Origin of the sequence: Xenorhabdus budapestensis (assembly GCF_002632465.1) — a bacterium.
In the GTDB taxonomy this organism is placed as follows: Bacteria; Pseudomonadota; Gammaproteobacteria; order Enterobacterales; family Enterobacteriaceae; genus Xenorhabdus; species Xenorhabdus budapestensis.
In genome coordinates this window covers 32,735-52,472 of the sequence record NZ_NIBS01000016.1, presented here as the reverse complement: position 1 = coordinate 52,472, position 19,738 = coordinate 32,735, and the positions used below count along the sequence as shown (strand labels likewise).

The window sequence follows — 19,738 nt, the reverse complement described above, 5'->3', positions numbered from 1 at the left end:
TTTACATGGGAAAATTCGCCAATAATTGCCCCATTTCTTCCAATCCATTGGCCTGCGTGATCCCTTCACCTTCAAATTGCTGCTTTGGACGACAGAGCACAATACAGGGCAACCCGAGAGAAAGACATGGCTCCACTTTCTCTAGGAAACCACCCTGATCACCAGACTCCTTAGTTATCACAACCTCCGCCTGACAAAATTGGTAAAATGACCGATTAAAATCAGCACTGAATGGGCCTTTCAGAGCAAAGATCTGATCAACCGACAAACCACAAGATTCACACATGGCTAAAACGTCTGCTGTCGGTAACACTCTGGCCAGCACCGTTTTTCCTTTCAAGTGAGACAAATAATCAACCAATTGTTTACTGCCCGTTGTCAGCAAAATACGCGTTCCCAAATTGACCGCTACTTCACATGCCTGCTCAATAGTTGCCACTTTGTAGATGAGAGGATGTTCAACAGCATCAATATCGCTAGGGCGGATATAACGAATAAGAGGAATCCCCAACTTTTGGCAGGCGCTGACAATGTTTTGACTTAATCGCTCGGCGTAAGGATGAGACGCATCAATGACCATTTTTATCCCGCGCTGTTGCAGATACTCAGCCATAGCCTCGGTTTCCATCCTGCCGGTAACAATTTCACCATGAATCCCCATCGCCTGCTGTGCCCCGGCGGGTGTAGCCACCGACAGGCAATAATCTATGCCGACAGTATCCATCATCACGCAAATCTGGCGGGCATCGCTTGTGCCGCCAAAAATTTGCATCAGTGGCCGTTTCATAACTTGTATCCTCTCGGCGTGATCATCAGCCCATCACGTATATAAGTTGACTGATTACCCACTATCACCAGACTGCGCATATCAACACGGGAAAAATCCATTGAACCAAAAGTTGTCAGCCATTTATCTTCATGTTTGCGTCCCGCTGCTTTTACCACACCCACGGGGGTTTCCGCCGATTTCCACGGAGCCATCAAAGAAAATGCCCGTGCCAGATGTTCTTCCCGTCCGCGGCTGCGAGGATTATAAAAACAGACCACAAAATCAGCTTCTGCCGCCGCCCTTACCCGTTTCTCAATCAATTCCCACGGTGTCAGCAAATCGCTCAGGCTGATATGACAAAAATCATGCATCAGCGGCGCACCAAGCAAAGCAGCGCAAGCGGTACTTGCCGTCACTCCTGCTACCAGCCTGACTTCGACATTGCGCTTTTGCTGGCTGACCAACTCCAGAATCAAACCCGCCATGCCATAAATACCCGCATCACCGCTACAAACCACCGCCACGTTTTTGCCCTGTTCGGCCAGCTCAATGGCTGTCTGACAGCGTTCAATCTCTTTGCACATGCCAGTTTTGATAATTTCTTTATCACCTACCAGTGGCTTCACCAAATGGGTGTAGGTTTTGTAACCGACCACGATATCAGCCGCTTTCAATGCAGCAATTGCTTCCTGCGTCATCATGGCTTCGCTGCCGGGACCAATTCCAATGACAGTTAACATAGATGCAATACTCCTAATGTGATGGTGACGCCCTGCTCACGCAGGGTATGGCCAACCAGATGACCCTGGCTCATTAACCAGGCCACAGGTTGGGAGACACAGCCTATGCCCACCGTTTTGCGGACAAACTCAGAAACCGGGAATGTTTGTTCACACTCGGCAAGCTGATTAACAGAAAAGGTTTGGAATGGAATTTGACGCTCTTGTGTCAATTGGATGAGCGCAGGTTCGTTTTTTTTCAGTTCGATACTGCCGACGGCTTTTAACGCCAAAGGGTCAAGGTTATGTTCCAGCAGATGGCGTTCCAATAATTTTGTGAGCCGTTCAGCTTCAACTCCCCGTCGACAACCGATTCCTGCAACAATACGACGAGGGATTAATTTAAAAGTAGGGATTGCCAGCGCCAGTTTTGTCCGTTCATAACTGACGTATACCAGAGCGTCCAGTTCAGGCCGATCCTCCAGAGCGTCAACCGGAATGAACCCGCGTGTGTCATAGCGTTTTTTTTCATCGCACAAATTGGGATGCCACCAAATTCCTACCCGTTTGCCATTGACCAGCATTTGATTAACGGTTTTGACGTTGGCACGGAAATTCTCCATTTTTCCATCAATTTGTTGTGATAACAGATCCAGTGCCGCGACCTGATTAACATCTGTTGCAGTGGTAATCACCGCCTGACCATCAAGAATATCTGCAATCTGTTGTGCCAGTTTATTCGCGCCTCCCATATGTCCCGATAATAAACTGATGGCAAACTGCCCTTTTTCATCCAACACAATAACGGCCGGATCAGTCATTTTATCCTTGAGTAAGGGAGCGATAACCCGAATGGTGATCCCCGTCGCACCAATCATGATCAACGCGTCATATTGAGTGAAAACTTTATGTACCGTATTGGCAAAACCGCCTTCAAACGCGATGAATCTGCTATCTGCATTCACCAGTTCAGGGGAAGTGAAACAATCCATTACTAAATGAGATTGCAGACGATGAGCTAACGCGATGCCACCTTCTGTCAGACAAAACAAGGCATATTTTTTGTCAGGTGACATAGAGTTAAGTGGTATTGTCATTTTGTCAGACGCTACGGTATTCATGGCTGAACCTCGCATCGTACAGTTTCGAATAGTGATACTCTTCCCCAAGAAAAGCCCCTACCAAAATCAAGGCCGTTTTACGAATATCGACGCTATGTACCTGTTCAGCTATCGTCTCCAATGTCCCCCGCACAATCTGACAGTCTGGCCAGGTTGCTTTGTAAACCACGGCAACCGGGGTTTCCTGCCCATATCCCCCCTGAATCAATCGCGCAACAACCTTTGTAATGTTCTGTACCGAAAGGAAGATCGCCATTGAGGTCTGATGAGCGGCAAAGGATTCCAGCGTTTCCCGTGGCGGCATCGGGGTTCTGCCTTCCATCCGGGTGATAATCAAACTTTGTGCGACTTCGGGCACGGTGTATTCCACTCCCAATTGCGCGGCAGCGCCAAGAAATGAACTCACGCCGGGCACAGAGACAAAACCAATAGCGTGATTTGCCAGTTCTTCAGACTGTTCACGGATGGAACCAAACAGCGATAAATCTCCCGTTTGCAGGCGAACTACCAATTTGCCCGCTTTCACACCATTCACCATTAACGCCGTGATTTCCGATAACGTCAGTTTCGCGCTGTCATGGCATTCGGCATCTGCACTGCAATACTCCAGTAATTCCCAATTAATCAGCGAACCGGCATAAATCACTATCTGAGCCTGACGTAGTAATTGATAGCCTTTCAGCGTAATCAGACTCTTATCTCCCGGCCCTGCACCAACAAACCAGACTTTATCGGTATCAAAACTGACGCTATTCATATGTTCAGGCATCGTCCTGCTCCTCTTGCCAATCCCCTTCTTGCGCAAGATCTTTCTGACAAGACAACAAATAAGTGGGATTGTTGGGTTTGAAATAATGTCCTTGCCCTAATGCCGTCAGTTCTCCCACCTGAATTTCACGCCCATCCAGCGCTGTCACCTGACAAGATTTCAGATGCGACAATGCTTGTGTGAAGTTTTCCAATAGGATAAAAGTCATTACCAAACGTCCACCGGAATTCAGGTGCAATAACGCCCAATCAATGATTTCAGTCAGATGTCCTCCCGTTCCGCCAATGAAGATAGCATCCGCAACGTTGTCCAATGGCACGGGGGCAACTCCAGACTGGATGCGGATCTTATGGCAGCCAAAATGCTGAATATTTTCAGCAAGGAGTGACAGGGCATCTTCTTTGCGTTCAATAGCGAGGATATCCAATGCGGGATAGCGCAATGCCGCTTCAATACTGACGCTGCCAGTACCCGCACCAACATCAATAAAACGGCAGGCTTTTTCCAGCTCCAGTCGTTCTAACGCCAGCACTCTAACGACTTCTTTGGTCATTGGGATACGATGACCGCGCAAAAACAGTTCATCTTTCATCAGGATCACCATTCAGAATCACCACGACATTCAGGCCATAATTAATGTTGCCGCGTTGTACGACTTCTTCTGCGGCCAGACAAATAATTTGCTCATGTTCATGGGATAAATTTTTACCAATCACCATGCGACGTTGCTGTCCTCGCGCCAGAATTTCTTGTGCAATCTGGTAGGGACCAATAATGTCATCCGTTACCATGGCGATTTTTTCGTGTTGAAGCAGCCAGTCAAAGTCCGGTTTGCGCCCGTGGCTACTGGTGAGGTAAATGTCGTTCATATCTAACAAAATTTGGGCGCACAAATATTGGATCGAGCTGATACCAGAGATAATGCGGATATTTTGTCTGCCCGCATTTTGCTCGCCGGTATGTAGTCCAGAAATATGTAGCCCAGAAATATGTAGCCCAGAGAAATGTTCGGTAATTCGCTTACCAATGCCATAAAACAGCGGATCGCCCGAAGCCAGTACAACAATTTGCCGATGCTGATTCCGTTCAAGCCACTGCATTAATCCATCCACATCAGCATTTACACGACGTGTTTCCCCATTAAAATAAGGAAATTCATCAAGATGGCGTTTTCCTCCGACCAAGATTTCTGCCTGACTGATAGCATCTAACGCAGCCAACGTTTGGTTTGCAGTGGCACCCGGGCCAATGCCCACAACAGTAATCATCGGCAACCCTCCATAAAATCTTTCACTATCTCTTCCACGGGCCGATTACAGCCCAACACCTGGTTATCAAAGGAGAACAGAATGGCGTCGCACTGCGGTTTGCCTTTGGCGAAACGCAACATTTGGTCGATACGCCCGCAGATTTTCCGGGCAATTTGTTGATGCACAGCCTGCCAGCCCTGCTCTGCAATCAACTCAATCGCAGCTTCGGTGGTATCACATTGATCCACTGCCTGAATCAGTTCAAAAGGGGCTCCCATCAAGGCCAGATTAGCGATCAGCGTTTCCATGCGGCCGTCAGCAATATGGCTGTGAGTATGAAAAATACCGGCGGCGATTTTCACCAACTTGCCGACATGCCCTACCAACATGACATGGCGAAACTCCAAACGTACCGCTTCTTGCAGCATATAACCGACAAAATTGCTCATCGTGACGACATAATTGGCATCAATGCCCAACTGCTGGCTGACAAAACGTTCACCGTGATTTCCCGGCACGAAAATAATGCGATCCAGCCCACTGGCACGTTTGGTCTCTAATTCCAGCGCCAGAGAACGTTTCCAGCTCTCTTCCGACATCGGCATCACAATGCCGGTTGTGCCGATAATCGAAATTCCGCCCTTAATACCTAATCTGTCGTTATAAGTTTGTTTTGCCCGTTCCTCACCCTCAGGGGCAAAGATGACAATATCCGCCCCACGGTTCGGCCCGATCGCCTCCCGCACCCCCTCTTCAATGGTATGACGTGGAGTTTTATTGATAGCCGCCCAACCAATGGGCAAACCCACGCCTACCCGCGTAACCCTGCCAATGCCTTCACCACCATCCAGCGTGATCACACCACTGTCATTCAGGGAAACACGGGCAAAAATCAACATACCGTGGGTTGCATCCACATCATCGCCACCATCTTTGCGGATAGCGGCAACCGCCTGCTGCCCTTCAATCAAAGGCTGCTCGACATTTAAGGCCAATGTGACACCAGAAGGCGTGACAATCGAAATCTGATGAATAATCTGCTGACGCAAAATCATTAACGCAGCAACTCGTGCGGCGGCTGTAGCACAAGATCCCGTGGTGTAGCCCTTGCGATACTGTTTTCCTCTGTGCCAAATCGTTCCGAGGTTATCGACGGGTTTATCATCGTTCGATTTATCGCTGACTTCATTCATGCCTTACCTCCGGCATCCGGTACAGGATAGCGTTGATAATAGCGGCGGCAATATTGCTGCCTCCCTTGCGACCTTTTGCAGCAAGGCAATTTAATCCGCTATTGATAAGGGCATTTTTTGATTCCTCTGCGCCAACAAACCCAACGGGCACACCAACAACGGCAATTGGAGTAACTTGATATTCCATCAAACGAAACAGTGCAGTCGGGGCGTTGCCAAAGACAAAAATCTTCTCCCCCGGTTCTTGCAGGGCCAGATCGACTGCCGCCATTGAACGGGTAATTTGCTGTTCTTTTGCCATTTGAATGGTACGGGGATCACTGACATAACAACGGCATTCACTACCGTACTGAGCCAGCCGGGCTTTATTGATGCCAGACAGCACCATTGTCGTATCGGTATATAACGTACAGCCCCGCAATATACCGTCTCGAATAAGGCGCAAAACATCGGGAGAAAAATAGAGAATATCAAGCCAGTCAAAATCAGCGGTGGTATGGATCACTCGTTTGATCACAGCTTCTTGATCTGCATCGACAAAGTGATAATCAGGACGCGATTCGACAATAAGCCGGCTGATAATGTCAAAGCTATTTCGTTCAATCTGTTGGGGTTGTCGGATGTAATTATTCATGTTGCTCTCTCCTTATACCATCGCACTGGCCAAACTATGCAGCAACGCAAACAACAGGAGTGCCATTACTGATGCCACCATCATCATCTGAACAGACTGTGGAATATCGTCAGGAGTGACCTCGCGCCTTGCATCACCAATCCACGGCTTTTCGACAAGCTGATTAAAGTAAACACTCGGCCCGCCAAGACGGATGCCTAATGCCCCTGCCACAGTTGCTTCCGGCCAGCCACTATTAGGGCTACTGTGTTGATAACGATCACGCCAACCGATACGCAGTGCCTGCCGAAAATCTAAACCCTGCCATTTCGCAGCCATCGCCAGCAGCAACCAGCCCAAACGTGCGGGCAGCCAATTCGCCACATCATCCATACGCGCCGAAAACATCCCCAGTGCCCGATAACGGGGCGTTTTATAGCCCACCATTGAATCAAGGGTATTGACAGCCTTATAGGCCATAGCAAGTGGAGCACCGCCAAGCATTAAGAAGAACAATGGTGCAATCACACCATCCACACTGTTTTCTGCCACAGTTTCAATCGTGGCACGGCTGATTTGCGGCGTTTGCAATTGAGAAGTGTCCCGGCCGACAATTTTTGCAAGCTGTTCACGGCTGGCATTTAAATCCTCCTGACACTGTTTTTCTTTACACAAGGCTTGATAAACATCATTTGCGGCATCACTCAGGCTCCGTCCTGCCAACACGGTATAAATCAGCCAGATTTCAGCTAACCACCCTAGCCAAAATGTCACGCTATAGGCCAACTGCAAAACCCAATAGCTCGCCAGCCAGGCACTCCCCACGACTAACAGCCATAACAGTACGCCACCCCATTTCAGGCCAGTTTCTGTCCGGCAAAACCGGCGAATAAGTTGCTCAGCCTGACTGATAAGTTGCCCGATCCAGCGCACGGGATGCGGCCAATGAGGAGGATCACCCAATTTCATATCCAGAATAAAAGCGGCAAACCACAATAGAACCGTCATAACAGCCTCCGTGCCATCATCAGCCAGCGATGGAGCAAACCAGGACGTTGGGCAAAATGGATATGCAGATAGCCCGCCAGCGTATTGCCATTCTGGTAGCCGCCCTGCCAGCTTTTCTGCGCTTCTTTTGATGTCCCTTTAACACATTGAAAAACAGGCGGCTGAGTCGTGATAAAATCCGAGTAATGGAATTCATGCCCTCGCAGCGTTTCTCCCTTTGCGACTAAAGGCGTATCACATAGTGCGGTGGCTTCGCAGTAACCAAAGCGTTTCAGGTGATCTCCCATCCGGCTTTCACCGGCAATCAGACCCACCATGTCATGCCGTACACCGTCAGCATCAATCAGGGCATCGCCGAGATACATCAAACCACCGCATTCTGCATAAATGGGAATGCCTTTTTGATGCGCCTGACGTAATGAGGTATGTATGGCGTCGTTGGAAGATAAGGTCCGGGCATAAATTTCAGGGTATCCCCCGCCCAGATAGATCATCTGGCACTCAGGCAACTGATGATCATGCAGAGGGCTGAAACGTTTGATAGTCACGCCTGCTTTTTCCAATAACAACAGGTTATCGGGATAATAGAAGTTGAATGCTTCATCTTCTGCCAGAGCCAGCGTCAAACCCTGTCCCATTAAGGGATCAACCAGAGAATCGATACTTCCTTTTGGCAAGGAAGATAGCCGGGTTAATGCCAGCAACTTATCTAAATCCACCGAGTCTTCAATCTGCTGAGCAAGGCGAGACCAGCATTCTTCGGGCTGATTTTTATCATCATACTGACCGTCTTGTTCTTGTGCAGGGATCAGCCCAAGATGGCGGGAAGGAAGGGTAATCTCTGGCATAACAGGAAGCCGCCCCAAAACAGGAATACCGCAATAACCTTCAATTGCCTGTTTTAATAACTGGAAATGGCTATCTCGATTGACGCGGTTGATCAGCACTCCCACGATATTGACCGCCGGGTCGAATTGCTGAAATCCCATCACGGTAGCGGCAATTGAGGTAGAAACCGCTTTACCATCCACCAATAAAATCACCGGACAGTTAAGCTGTTTTGCCATCGCCGCACTACTGCAATAATTGGGATCTATACCATAGCCATCGTATAGCCCCATGACCCCTTCAATAACCGCAACATCTTTATCGGCCATAGCCTGGCTGAACAAACCATTCAGGATGGGTTCGGGAAGCATAAAAGCATCAAGATTACGCGAAACGATCCCTGTCACGGCACGATGCCAGCCACCATCCAGATAATCAGGCCCGATTTTGAACGGTTGTACCCGCAGTGAACGGTTCATCAAAGCGCGCATGATGCCTAATGTAACGGTTGTCTTACCACATCCACTGCCTGTACCGGCGATGACAAAAGCATATTTCTGTTGCATGTGCTTACCCCAAAACATTTAAATCTTGTATTAATGCTAAAATCGGACTTATCTTTAAGTCAGCATAGCTTTTAAGTTGGTATCGGTTTTAAAATCGCATGAGTATTAGGATCCTCAATTAATATTCTCAATCATTGATATGTATCAAACAAAAGGTTTTTAATGCACTTTTGGCAAAGCAATTAATATCCCATGAATAGTCTAGATATCAATAACGCATTCCCATCTGAATAAATAAGCCATGCAATAAATCCATGATTAAAAAAGTTTAATGCAAGAATACAACAGGAAAATAAATTTATTTTCAAAATACACATTTTTCATTTTTATAAAAACATCCTTTATTACTTTTGTGATCTTGTTCATGATTACTGGTTTTTAAAAACTATTTTTAGTTCAGATAAAATAAAAAATAATATAACGCAATCAATAAAAAGACAAATTCAAACGCATAATACATTGAATTTAATCATGTTTGTTTTCAGGGGTCAAAAATGCAACTCATTAATATTATAAAATTACTTTTATATGGCCAAATATTTTCAATAGATAACAAATTTCGACTTGAAAATTATTCATGCTTAAGAATAAGAATGTTGATATAAATCAAATTTACCTATCTCCTATTGAGATAATAATGATTAAAAAATTAAAACAGACATAACAGACTTTTTAAGAACAAGAAAAGTCCATCAATAAAATGATAAATAAAAAACATAGGCCATAGTAAAGGAAGCTTTTTAAAAAAATAAAGCACGACCTCACTGTTTTTATGAAAAATATATTTTTGTTTCTTTGATTATTTAGATTTTAAATTCATAGAGGTAATCCAATGAATAAAGGTTATGTATGGTTAGTGGGTGCAGGCCCAGGTGATGCAGGTTTAATCACGGTCAAAGGATTACACTGTATTCAATCTGCGGATGTCATTGTTTATGACCGTCTTGTCAATCCTGAACTTATTGCCCTGAGATCAGATCACTGTGAAATTATCAATGTTGGAAAAGAACATGATTATCACCCCATCCCACAGGAAGAAATTAATCAAATTCTGCTAAGACATGCACAGGCTGGAAAGCAGGTTGTCCGTCTGAAAGGTGGCGATCCTTATGTCTTCGGCCGCGGAGGAGAAGAAGCGGAAGTGTTGGCACAACATGGTATTAAATTTGAAATTGTGCCGGGGATCAGTTCCTCAATTGGTGGATTATCCTACGCTGGCATCCCTGTCACCCACCGCAATCACGCATCAAGTTTCCATGTTGTGACAGGCCATACCTCTCAGGGCAATGAACAACAGAACTGGAAAATACTTGCTCAATTGGAAGGAACATTGATTATTTTAATGGGGATGACCCGCTTGATGGATATCTGCCAGCAATTAATACTCTATGGCAAATCTCCTACAACACCTGCGGCAGTGATCATGTACGCCAGCCATTCAAAACAAAAAAGTGTGACAGGCACACTGGAAACTCTGGCGGCAAAAGTGGAAGAGAAAGAACTGCATGCCCCTGCGCTGATTGTGGTTGGTGATGTCGTCAATTTAGCGGAAACACTCTCCTTCTCACCAACTTATCTGACACTCGGTGAGCTATTCCCAACATTGGAGAATTCCGCTGAGGAAGCAATATCATGAATGAACATGGCGGCAATATCATTAGCGTTGCCCAACAATATGGCCTGCCAGCCGATGACCTGATTGATTTCAGCGCTAATATCAATCCGTTGGGCGCACCTGAACGGGTTAAAGCATTGATCAAAAATAGTCTTGCCGATATCGAGAAGTACCCGGATGTGGAATATCGCCATTTGCATCAGGCAATTGCAAAGGCTCATCAATGTGATTGCACAAAGATAATAGCCGGTAATGGAGCAACAGAACTGATCTATGCTGTCGTCCGTTATCTCAATCCCAAACGAGCTTTGCTTCTTATTCCAGGATTTGCCGAATACCGGCGAGCCTTGCAGCAAATCGGAACAGAAATTATCGACTATCCATTAACAGAAGAAGCCGGATTTCAACCTGATTTACGCCTGTTCAATACGCTTGCGACGACGCAACCCGATTGTGTTTTTATCGCCACGCCCAATAATCCTACCGGATTAATGCCGGATAACCCGTTTATGCAATCGCTGGTGGAATATTGCGAGAGTCAGGGGATCTCGCTGATTGTTGACGAATCCTTTATTGATTTTCTGCCTGATAAGCGGGGATTGATACCTCAATGTGCGGTCACTCAACATCTTTATGTATTGCGTTCAATGACAAAATTTTTTGCCATTCCGGGGTTACGTTTAGGCTATTTAGTCAGCGGAAATGCAGCGGGGATTGCAGAGATGAAAAACCGGCGTGAACCGTGGTCAATTAATGCTTTTGCTGCGCGGGTCGGGGAGATTTTGTTTGATGAGCATGACTATATTTCTGCGACACAGCAATGGCTGAAATCACAGCAACATTATTTATGGAATCAACTGTCAACCTTCCCTGAACTGACAGTCTGGCCGCCATCGGCTAATTTTTTATTTTTCCGCTGTAATCAACCTGATGTTGATTTATGGCATACCTTGCTGAAATACCGGTTGTTAATTCGTCATTGTAAAAATTATGCAGGATTAGATGAACGTTACTATCGCATAGCCGTGCGCAGTAAGTGGGAAAATCAGCGCCTGATCGCCGCCATGCAGCAGGTTTTGATTTATGGCTGAAGCCGCTTGCCCCGCTTCCTGTGGGGAACTTATACAAGGGTGGTTATTTGGTGGAGAAAAGTTAATCTCTTGCCCAATCAATTGGTTCAGTTATGTTTCTGTCAGTGAAGGGAATCCCATACCACACGAACGGCCACGTATGCGGCAGATGGTAAATTTATTGCTGGATTACTGGCAGGAGCCACCGGAATTGGCTGCTGGCTTGCGTATTGAACATCAATCAACAATTCCAATTGCCAAAGGCATGGCCAGCAGCACAGCAGATATTGCTGCGACCGCCCAGGCCACCGCCAGATTATTGGGCAAGTCACTGACCAATACAGAATTAGCGCAACTCTGTGTCAGACTGGAACCCACTGACAGTACCATATTCGAACAATTGACGTTGTTTGATCATCTCACTGCCCGGACTCAAATTCCCTTCAATTGGCAACCGGATATTGATATTTTGCTATTGGAAAGTTCACAAACTATTTCGACAGAAACATACCATCAACAGGATCATGATGCACAATTGCGGGATAACGCCCCGCTATTCCGCCAGGCATGGTTACAATTCCGTACAGCAAACCAACGGCATGATAATAACCGTCTTGGGGAGGCTTGCACATTAAGCGCCATCGCCAGCCAATCGATACTGCCGAAACCTTGTTTTGATCAATTGCGGAATTTGGTTGAGCAAACAGGCATTTATGGCCTGAACGTTGCTCATAGCGGCAGTGTTGTTGGCCTGTTATTCAATTCACATCACCATGATGCAAATTACCTGCACTGGTGGCTGCATCAAAAGAAGATCGCTGGATACTATCCGAAAACTCATCAAGTCAAACTGATTGCGGGTGGTGTCCGTTAAAAATCAGGAGAGGCATTTAGCCTCTCCTGTTATTTCTCGTACTTACTTCATGTTTTTACTTAATATTACAGCAAGCAAAAGAGGAAACTTACCAGCTTATACCAACACCAGCGCCAAATACCGGACTACCTGAATTATTCCAGCTGGTTGACAATCTGAGGCTTACATTTTCATTTAATTTATCCTGAATACCTAAAGCTACAGCGCTGCCATTTCTATATTGGCCTAAACCTAAACCAAGACTAAATCCGGTATTATTGCTATAAGGAATATTGCTCATTGCTGCTACGCTGGCAACACCAGCATTAGCCCGTTTTTCAATTCGGTCAATTTTATTATCGAGATAATTAACTTTTTGGTCTGTATATGATTGTAGTTTATTGAACTGCTGATCAGTATAATCATTCGCGCTTTTTAACGTTTTTATATCTCCTGAAAGACGGTTCTCAGATTCAGTTTTAAGGTCACTGCCCAGTTTTCCCTGCATATCAAATAGCTTACTGTTCAGCTCAGTTTTCACATCTTTTACTACTGATTGTTCTACGTTCTTCTTCACATCATCTTTCAGAGTACCTTCCAGATCAGTTCTCACTCTTCCTATTTTCTCATCTGTTTGTGTCTGAGTGTACACATCTGCCGCATTTGCCTTTTTGTCTAACTCTGTATTTGCTTCAGTCCTCGTGTATACATCTGCCGCATTTGCCTTTTTGTCTAACTCTGTATTTGCTTCAGTCTTCGTGTATACATCAGTCCTCGTGTATACATCTGCCGCATTTACCTTCTTATCTAACTTCGTATCTACTGCGTCTTTTGTGTACACATTCTGGTCAGCACCTGTTGAAGCGGACACTTTCGTGCCGGTTGGAGAACCTTTTTCGTCTACTACTATAATGTCAGCAGCTGCTGCTGTCTCAGATAATAATACAGAGGAGATCAAAACAGACAAAATTGCTAATTTACGCGGTGTAGTTTTCATATTAGACATATTAAAATTTTCCCATTATTAATGAGTGATTAGTGTGTGGAACTACTAACAAAATGTATTGACTTACATTTTGTTAATTCTTAAATTATCTTCTTTAATAAACTTAATCTTTTTAAATAAATCATCAGGTTTTTAAATTCCAAATTCTTCCTTCTCTTGTTAATAAATACCAATAGATTTTGGATTAATATCCGTGCATTTATAATTTCGGACAAATAAATGGCTTTATAATAAAAACTATGTTTCTAATTCTTGATATTCAAGACAGTTTTTCTGCATGCTGTTTTTACTTTGACCTTTATAACGAAATGCCTCAATTAATTTTACAAAAGCCGATGTATGTTGTTTTCGGCTTGGATAATAAAGAAAATATCCCGGGAAAGGTTCACACCAATCCTCTAAAACTTTAACTAACTTCCCTTCAGCAACTTGTTCTTCTACCGAATCTTCAGGAACAATAGATAACCCAAGCCCCAAAATAGCCGCTTCTATACGCAGCTCCAGGTTATTAAAAGTCAGCTGACCTTTTACCCGTACCCGCGTTCTTTGCCCCCCCTTAGAAAATTCCCAGGCATATAAACCACCTAAGGTAGGTCGCCGGACATTGATACAGTTATGATTCTGCAAATCGAGCGGCGTTTCCGGTTTACCGTGAGCAGCAAAATATTCCGGCGCTCCCACTACACACACTCTCCAGTCCGGGCCGATACGTACAGCCACCATATCCTTAGCTACCAGCGCCCCCGGACGTACTCCCGCATCAAAACGATCGCTGATAATATCGGTCATACTGTTGTCCATAAACAGCTCTACATGAATATCGGGATATTCACGCACAAAAGGCTGCAATAATGGCCACACAGTAGACTGAAGCGCATGTTCTCCCAGAGTAATGCGGATATTACCCGCAACCCGATCCCGCATATCCGTCAGCGTGATGAGATCATTTTCAATTTCATTCAAATGTGGGCTGATATTGTTAATCAGCATTTCTCCCGCTTCAGTCGGCACCACGCTACGGGTCGTTCGGGCTAGTAGTCGAATATCCAGTCGTTCTTCCAGGCTCCTTATGGCATGGCTTAATGCAGATTGCGAGAGTCCAAGTTTTGCAGCAGCACGAGTAAAACTTCTCTCATGCGCAACGACAATTAGATAAAAAATAGCCGTAAAGTTATCCTTCAGCATCTTACTCATACCCCTCTTTTCCATCAGTGTGATCCGGTTGCAACGTGATCATTTTGATATATATGTTTTGATACATATGTTAAGTTCAGCAATGGGTACGAAGAGATGCTAATCAATATAACTTCCATTAACTCTAATAATATGACTGCCATAAACTCTAATGAAGAAAGGCAGTCGTCATGTTGTAGCTAAAGATTAACACCCTAATAAATTTTGATTAATACCTGGAAAATGATAGTGATTATGAATTTTATTCATTAAACTGAAATAATTAACCTTATATTTTACTGATTTTTAGCATTCAGCTTTGCAAAACATCCATATAATTATCTGTTTTTAAATTATTTTTACCCTGCCTATTTTAGTGATAAAGGCGATTGCTATTTGGCTGAAATGTACAGCGGCCCCGGACATCAAAAACGCTTAATGGAGTTGGTGATGGGGACGCTGTTTATTGTTCTGCCGATAATCTGGCTGGTGGCATGGGCATGGGCGGAAAAAATGCACGATAAAGTCACAGCAACTTTCATTGAGCGTGAAAACTATAAACTATATTTAATATATGTATCTAATTATTTAATACATGACCAACTTGCGCTTGATGGGCTTTTTCAGTTTAATGCCTGCATTGACCTCGTACCTGGCTTTAAATGAAATCATATTATTAAATAACATATAGGGAGCCACTTTGTGAAAAATGAAAGAAGACTTTTTCTGAAACAGGCAAGTATTACTGGTGCAGTATTTTCATTATTACCTCTGATTCCAACAACCGTTCTCGCCTCTTCAAATAACCAACCAAAGAGAGAGGATGATATTAATATAGGCGTTTGCGAGATGACCCCAGAGGAAATGTCAGGTCCATATTTTATAAATAACAAACTGCTGAGACGGAATATAACCGAGGATGAACCAGGAATACCTCTTTTATTGACAATGAAAATAATTGATTCTGTAACCTGCAAACCTTTAGATGATATCTTTATTGATATATGGCATTGTAATGCAATGGGAAAGTATTCAGGTTGGAAATACATAAACCCAGACCTCAAGGCTCCATCTGGTGATATAGGGACGATTTCAAGAACGGATGAAAGCACATTCCTTCGAGGGGCACAAAGGACAGATAAAGAAGGCATCGTCAGATTCACCACCATCTTCCCTGGATTTTATGCTGGAAGAGCTTTACATATCCATTTATCAGCAAGGAGTGCGAATGTACAAAAAAGACAGGAAGATAAATTCTATTTTGTAGGTCAATTATATTTCCCTGAGGATATATCTGAAGAAATCATGATTAATGATATGTATTCTCCAAGGGATATAAATAGGCTTAAAAATGAAGATGATTCCATCTTTTCTGGTGTTAAAAATAGAGCTGCAATTTTAACAGTAAAAAAGGTAGGGGATAATCTATTGGATGGATTACATGGAAAGATAGTCTTATCGATTAATAAAGACAATGTGTCCAAGAAAATAACCCCTAAAGACTTGGCTAAACACACTGTATAGGTATGATTACCTAAGACAGAGAACTGACAGATCACATCTAGCCTAATCCAATGCAGGAGAGGCATTTAACCCCTCCTGTGATTGGATTGGTTACCGGCAGGAACAGAGAATCCAAAGCCTCCTCGGGGTTAATTAATACATACAGGGGTCGCCCCATAAAAGTTTGATTTCGCTGATGAATGGCTATCTCTCGATTACTTATAATCGACAGTGAAGGTGGCTGTGGCATTAACGCTACCGGCAGAAACACGATTACTGGTTTGATAATACTTCGCCATATATGACAATGTTTTCAAAGAATCTATCGTGCCAAGATCCTGCAGTTGATTAAATTTCACAGGATTGCCTCCGCTATCTAAAATCTGAATACCGATCCCTGTTGCTGATGAGGTTGAATCAGCATTTATCACTCCATTTGCTTTTGCATTAATATCTGCCGAATTCCAGGTAATATTCGCGTTCGGTGATCCTTTGCATTGCACACCAATATCGAAAGAACGTCCACCGGCGGTATCACCTTTGTTTTTAAAATGACTTATTAATACGGTTCCCATCGGAACATTAACAACCGGCGTAGTTATTTTACAAGTTCTTGCCGTGACGTTAAAAGCCGGGATTATATATTCGTACAAAATCTCTCCGGTATACTTTTTCTTCTCATCTTGACGAGCCATCGTTATTTTTATCTCATTGATTTTTCCAGATTGAACACTACCATCGATCTCTATATGAAACTTACTGTCAAATTTCTTTTCTTTGCCGATCCCTCTTATACTGCCCTGTATCATTTCCGCATGTTCCAAACCATTAGGTTTGAGGCTCCATTTAAATCTGACACCAGGGAGACTGGTATTATAAAAGTTATTTTTGTGGGAACCTACTACTCCATTGATAGATTGTACATATATATTCTGATTGTATTTACTGCATTTTACATCCTTCCCATTATTGGAGATGATTTTCTTGTACGGTATTTTATTATAGTCAATAGAAATATCATCAAATTTGACTATTTCCTGAATTCTATCAGTCTTACATACTGCTGCTGTAACTCGTGTTGAATAACTCCCCGCGACAATGATAATTAATAATACCAATAAAAAGTTATTAGCTTTAATCTGAAAGTGATTATTACGTTCAAAATTAAACATGATAAATTCCTTTTAACTGCGGCAGTCAGCAATCAGGCGTAATACGCCTGACTTTTCGGGCAGCACTGATAAATCTGTTTTTGCATGACATTGTTGACCTTTATTTTTTCCCCATTGTACTTTTATTTCTGCCTGCTCGGGGACAGCATTCAAATACAGCTCACCGTCATCACCAACAATTCCGCTACTGTCACTGTTTATTAACGCTGCGCTGGCACCAAAAGGTACGGGTTTGCCGTTGTGACGTAATGTTACCAATATCCGGTGCCCCTGACGGACGCGAAAATCGGCAGCAACCACGGCACCGCGAGTCGGTACAATGTGTTGCACTGAGTTGTCAAGGTCAACGCCATCAGCCAGCATTTCAGTATCCAAGGCAACCCGGTTGTAGGCATAAGGTTCGATCGACGGGATTACGGCATAGCCACGTGAATCCGTTTTAATTCCACTGTGATTCAAAATTTTTGTTTCTGCTGCACCAGCTGCTTTAACCAGTGCCACGGTCTCACCCAATGATTGGGAAAACGTAATACCGTCTTGATGGGCGACAAGACCGCCAGACAACCCGTAGTTAAGCGACTGGCTATTATCACTGTAACTGTAACCCAGATTCACACGGCCAGAAGAATGGCTATATCCCAGCGAAGCACCGCCACTCGCCCCTTCCATATTATTGCTGTGCTCCCCGTGGATACTATATGACAAGGCATGATCGTCCAATGCGCTGCCACTTATAGCCAGTTGTTGACTTCCCTGACTGTGGCCGTTTCTGCTGATGCTGTAAGTTGCCCATCCATTAGGCAGCCACTTATCCAGTGGAATAGAGACGTTAAACGATGCCTGTATATCCTTACTCTTAATGGATTCATGATTGGTATTGTAGGAAAGATTCAAGCCATAACTGATCCCGGCAAGGTTAATGTTATAACCGGCAGATAATGATTGGTTGGTGCCTTGTTTTCCCCAGTAATCCTGCTGATAGGCAGATACATAAAGATTGCCAAAATCCCCCATCCCCTGGTTTAGGGTTAGCTGCAATTGGCTATGCTTATTTTGTGCGCGGCTGGCGTCTTTTCTTACTGAATATTCATTTGTCTCTGCAAATGAATAGTATTCTGGTGTGGAATAACGATACCCAGCCAAAGTCAGGGATGTCCCCGTTGCTTCAATACTTTTCGTATATTGAATTCGATACGATTGCCCCCGTTTATGTTCATTCTCCGGCAATCTGGCATCTGCTAGTGTCATATCCAGAGAAATCGCACCAAAATTACCTAACCCAACCCCCAGACCCGCGTTAAACGCCCGGTAGTTTTCTGCTACCTGCATACCAGATAGCAAACTAAACCGATTGGAGAGCCCATAGATAAATGCCGCTTCGCTAAAATAAGGTTTATCAGCGTTAGCATCGGAATAACGGTAACGCCCCAGGGTAAGCTGATATTTTAATTGCCCTTCTCGCTGCATCATTGGCACTGATGAAAATGGTTGCACAAATTTACGCTGTCGCCCGTCCTTTTCGGTGATCGTGACCTCCAAATCACCGGAGCCGGAGGTTGAATAAAGATCCGTGATAACAAAAGGCCCCAGCGGAACATAGCTTTCGTAGATGACGTAATTATTTTGGCGAATCGTTACGCGCGCATTGGTTTGAGCAAGACCACGGATAATTGGCGCAAAGCCACGTTGACTACCGGGCAACATTAAACTATCGGATGTCATAGAGGCACCAATGAACGGCACGCTTTCAAATATATCTCCGTCAGTAAAGGTTTCGCCAAGAATTATCTGGCTTTTTAGTCCATGAATGTCCCGTTGGATGTAGCTGTTAATGGATGAAAAACGACTCTTACCTTTATTTTTTCCAGAATCATAGTCATAAACTGATTGATTTCTTACCCGCCACGGTCCGATATTTATTCCGCTTTGTAAATTTAAAAAATAACTTTGGTTTTTTGTATTTTTATTATGATTTTCTGATCCACTAAAATTATAACTCATTAAAAATACTGACTCTCCCTGTTGCCATAGATGTGATGCCACAGTATCTCTGGCTTGATTATCCAATGCGGCTTGTGGAATACTGATATCCAGACGTTGCCCATAGAAATCAAATGAATCCGATGCCTGTGGAATATACTCGCTAATATCATCAATAATTTGTTCAGGCGAGAGTTTCATCAGTGCAGGAAAAGCTGACATTTTCACGCCAAACTGTTTTAAATTATTGACCGTTAGCTGTGGAGACAGTTTGCCATTTTCCAGCTTAATAAAATTAACCTGTTTTGTTTCTTGCTCTTTGCCGTTAAGAAATATGTTTACCTGATACTGACCCGGTAATTGACCACCAGGAGATGAAAATACGCTTAAATCAATTACCGATTGAGTATCATTTAATTCCAATGCTGATAATCGAAAATAATCCTGTGCCATGACGGGTAATGATAACAACACGGAAAAACATAAAATAAAGACTGAAAGCAAACATACTGGCATAATTGTGCTACCAC

At 44.0% G+C, this 19,738-nt stretch carries 19 protein-coding genes; 5 read left to right on the top strand and 14 right to left on the bottom strand.

Features of this window, described 5'->3' with window-relative positions:
• Window position 1: 1 nt before the first annotated feature.
• From Xbud_RS13680 to Xbud_RS13635, 10 genes are read right to left on the bottom strand one after another with little or no spacing between them, the layout of a single operon-like run.
• Window positions 2-787, bottom strand: a complete 786-nt coding sequence (locus tag Xbud_RS13680) for a cobalt-precorrin-6A reductase (protein WP_099136583.1) — start codon at window positions 785-787, stop codon at window positions 2-4.
• Entirely contained in the window at window positions 784-1,509 is a 726-nt protein-coding gene (locus Xbud_RS13675; protein ID WP_047683756.1) for a precorrin-3B C(17)-methyltransferase, read from the bottom strand. Before Xbud_RS13675 ends, Xbud_RS13680 begins: the two co-directional genes overlap by 4 nt.
• Window positions 1,503-2,609: a cobalt-precorrin 5A hydrolase gene (gene cbiG, locus Xbud_RS13670; RefSeq protein ID WP_211283528.1), complete on the bottom strand. Its 1,107-nt coding sequence runs from the start codon at window positions 2,607-2,609 to the stop codon at window positions 1,503-1,505. Before cbiG ends, Xbud_RS13675 begins: the two co-directional genes overlap by 7 nt.
• Window positions 2,590-3,378: a cobalt-precorrin-4 methyltransferase gene (locus Xbud_RS13665; RefSeq protein ID WP_099136582.1), complete on the bottom strand. Its 789-nt coding sequence runs from the start codon at window positions 3,376-3,378 to the stop codon at window positions 2,590-2,592. Before Xbud_RS13665 ends, cbiG begins: the two co-directional genes overlap by 20 nt.
• Entirely contained in the window at window positions 3,371-3,970 is a 600-nt protein-coding gene (locus Xbud_RS13660; protein ID WP_099136581.1) for a decarboxylating cobalt-precorrin-6B (C(15))-methyltransferase, read from the bottom strand. Before Xbud_RS13660 ends, Xbud_RS13665 begins: the two co-directional genes overlap by 8 nt.
• Window positions 3,960-4,646 carry a cobalt-precorrin-7 (C(5))-methyltransferase gene (locus Xbud_RS13655; protein WP_099136580.1) on the bottom strand — a complete coding sequence of 229 codons (687 nt, stop codon included), beginning with the start codon at window positions 4,644-4,646 and terminating at the stop codon, window positions 3,960-3,962. Before Xbud_RS13655 ends, Xbud_RS13660 begins: the two co-directional genes overlap by 11 nt.
• A complete protein-coding gene (cbiD, locus tag Xbud_RS13650) occupies window positions 4,643-5,821 on the bottom strand; it encodes a cobalt-precorrin-5B (C(1))-methyltransferase CbiD (protein ID WP_099136579.1) in 1,179 nt (392 codons plus the stop codon). Before cbiD ends, Xbud_RS13655 begins: the two co-directional genes overlap by 4 nt.
• The gene (locus tag Xbud_RS13645; protein ID WP_099136578.1) at window positions 5,814-6,455 is read right to left on the bottom strand and encodes a cobalt-precorrin-8 methylmutase; all 642 of its coding nucleotides are present in this window, start codon (window positions 6,453-6,455) and stop codon (window positions 5,814-5,816) included. Before Xbud_RS13645 ends, cbiD begins: the two co-directional genes overlap by 8 nt.
• A gap of 12 nt (window positions 6,456-6,467) precedes the next feature.
• On the bottom strand, window positions 6,468-7,442 hold the full coding sequence (cbiB, locus tag Xbud_RS13640; RefSeq protein ID WP_099136577.1) for an adenosylcobinamide-phosphate synthase CbiB: 975 nt from the start codon (window positions 7,440-7,442) through the stop codon (window positions 6,468-6,470).
• A complete protein-coding gene (locus Xbud_RS13635; protein ID WP_099136576.1) occupies window positions 7,439-8,836 on the bottom strand; it encodes a cobyrinic acid a,c-diamide synthase CobB in 1,398 nt (465 codons plus the stop codon). The genes cbiB and Xbud_RS13635 overlap by 4 nt, the downstream gene beginning before the upstream one ends.
• A gap of 832 nt (window positions 8,837-9,668) precedes the next feature.
• Between Xbud_RS13635 and cobA the strand changes: the two genes are divergently transcribed.
• From cobA to Xbud_RS13620, 3 genes are read left to right on the top strand one after another with little or no spacing between them, the layout of a single operon-like run.
• On the top strand, window positions 9,669-10,472 hold the full coding sequence (cobA, locus tag Xbud_RS13630) for a uroporphyrinogen-III C-methyltransferase (protein WP_099136575.1): 804 nt from the start codon (window positions 9,669-9,671) through the stop codon (window positions 10,470-10,472).
• A complete protein-coding gene (cobD, locus tag Xbud_RS13625; protein WP_099136574.1) occupies window positions 10,469-11,542 on the top strand; it encodes a threonine-phosphate decarboxylase CobD in 1,074 nt (357 codons plus the stop codon). Before cobA ends, cobD begins: the two co-directional genes overlap by 4 nt.
• Window positions 11,535-12,395 (top strand): GHMP family kinase ATP-binding protein, encoded by an 861-nt coding sequence (locus Xbud_RS13620; protein ID WP_099136573.1) that lies wholly within the window; start codon window positions 11,535-11,537, stop codon window positions 12,393-12,395. Before cobD ends, Xbud_RS13620 begins: the two co-directional genes overlap by 8 nt.
• Before the next feature lie 88 nt (window positions 12,396-12,483).
• On the opposite strand, the gene Xbud_RS13615 is transcribed toward Xbud_RS13620, so the two are convergent.
• Both Xbud_RS13615 and Xbud_RS13610 read right to left on the bottom strand, forming a co-directional pair.
• Window positions 12,484-13,380 carry a YadA-like family protein gene (locus tag Xbud_RS13615; protein ID WP_099136572.1) on the bottom strand — a complete coding sequence of 299 codons (897 nt, stop codon included), beginning with the start codon at window positions 13,378-13,380 and terminating at the stop codon, window positions 12,484-12,486.
• A 237-nt stretch (window positions 13,381-13,617) separates the two neighbouring features.
• Window positions 13,618-14,565, bottom strand: coding sequence for a LysR family transcriptional regulator (locus tag Xbud_RS13610; protein ID WP_099136571.1), 948 nt, complete (start codon window positions 14,563-14,565; stop codon window positions 13,618-13,620).
• A 384-nt stretch (window positions 14,566-14,949) separates the two neighbouring features.
• Between Xbud_RS13610 and Xbud_RS13605 the strand changes: the two genes are divergently transcribed.
• Window positions 14,950-15,219 (top strand): hypothetical protein, encoded by a 270-nt coding sequence (locus Xbud_RS13605; protein ID WP_145956639.1) that lies wholly within the window; start codon window positions 14,950-14,952, stop codon window positions 15,217-15,219.
• Window positions 15,220-15,255: 36 nt separating this feature from the next.
• The gene (locus Xbud_RS13600) at window positions 15,256-16,077 is read left to right on the top strand and encodes an intradiol ring-cleavage dioxygenase (protein ID WP_099136569.1); all 822 of its coding nucleotides are present in this window, start codon (window positions 15,256-15,258) and stop codon (window positions 16,075-16,077) included.
• Window positions 16,078-16,271: 194 nt separating this feature from the next.
• Here Xbud_RS13600 and Xbud_RS13595 read toward each other — a convergent pair whose 3' ends face one another.
• Window positions 16,272-17,228 (bottom strand): fimbrial protein, encoded by a 957-nt coding sequence (locus Xbud_RS13595; protein WP_099136568.1) that lies wholly within the window; start codon window positions 17,226-17,228, stop codon window positions 16,272-16,274.
• A 12-nt stretch (window positions 17,229-17,240) separates the two neighbouring features.
• Entirely contained in the window at window positions 17,241-19,724 is a 2,484-nt protein-coding gene (locus Xbud_RS13590) for a fimbria/pilus outer membrane usher protein (RefSeq protein ID WP_099136614.1), read from the bottom strand.
• Window positions 19,725-19,738: the final 14 nt, after the last annotated feature.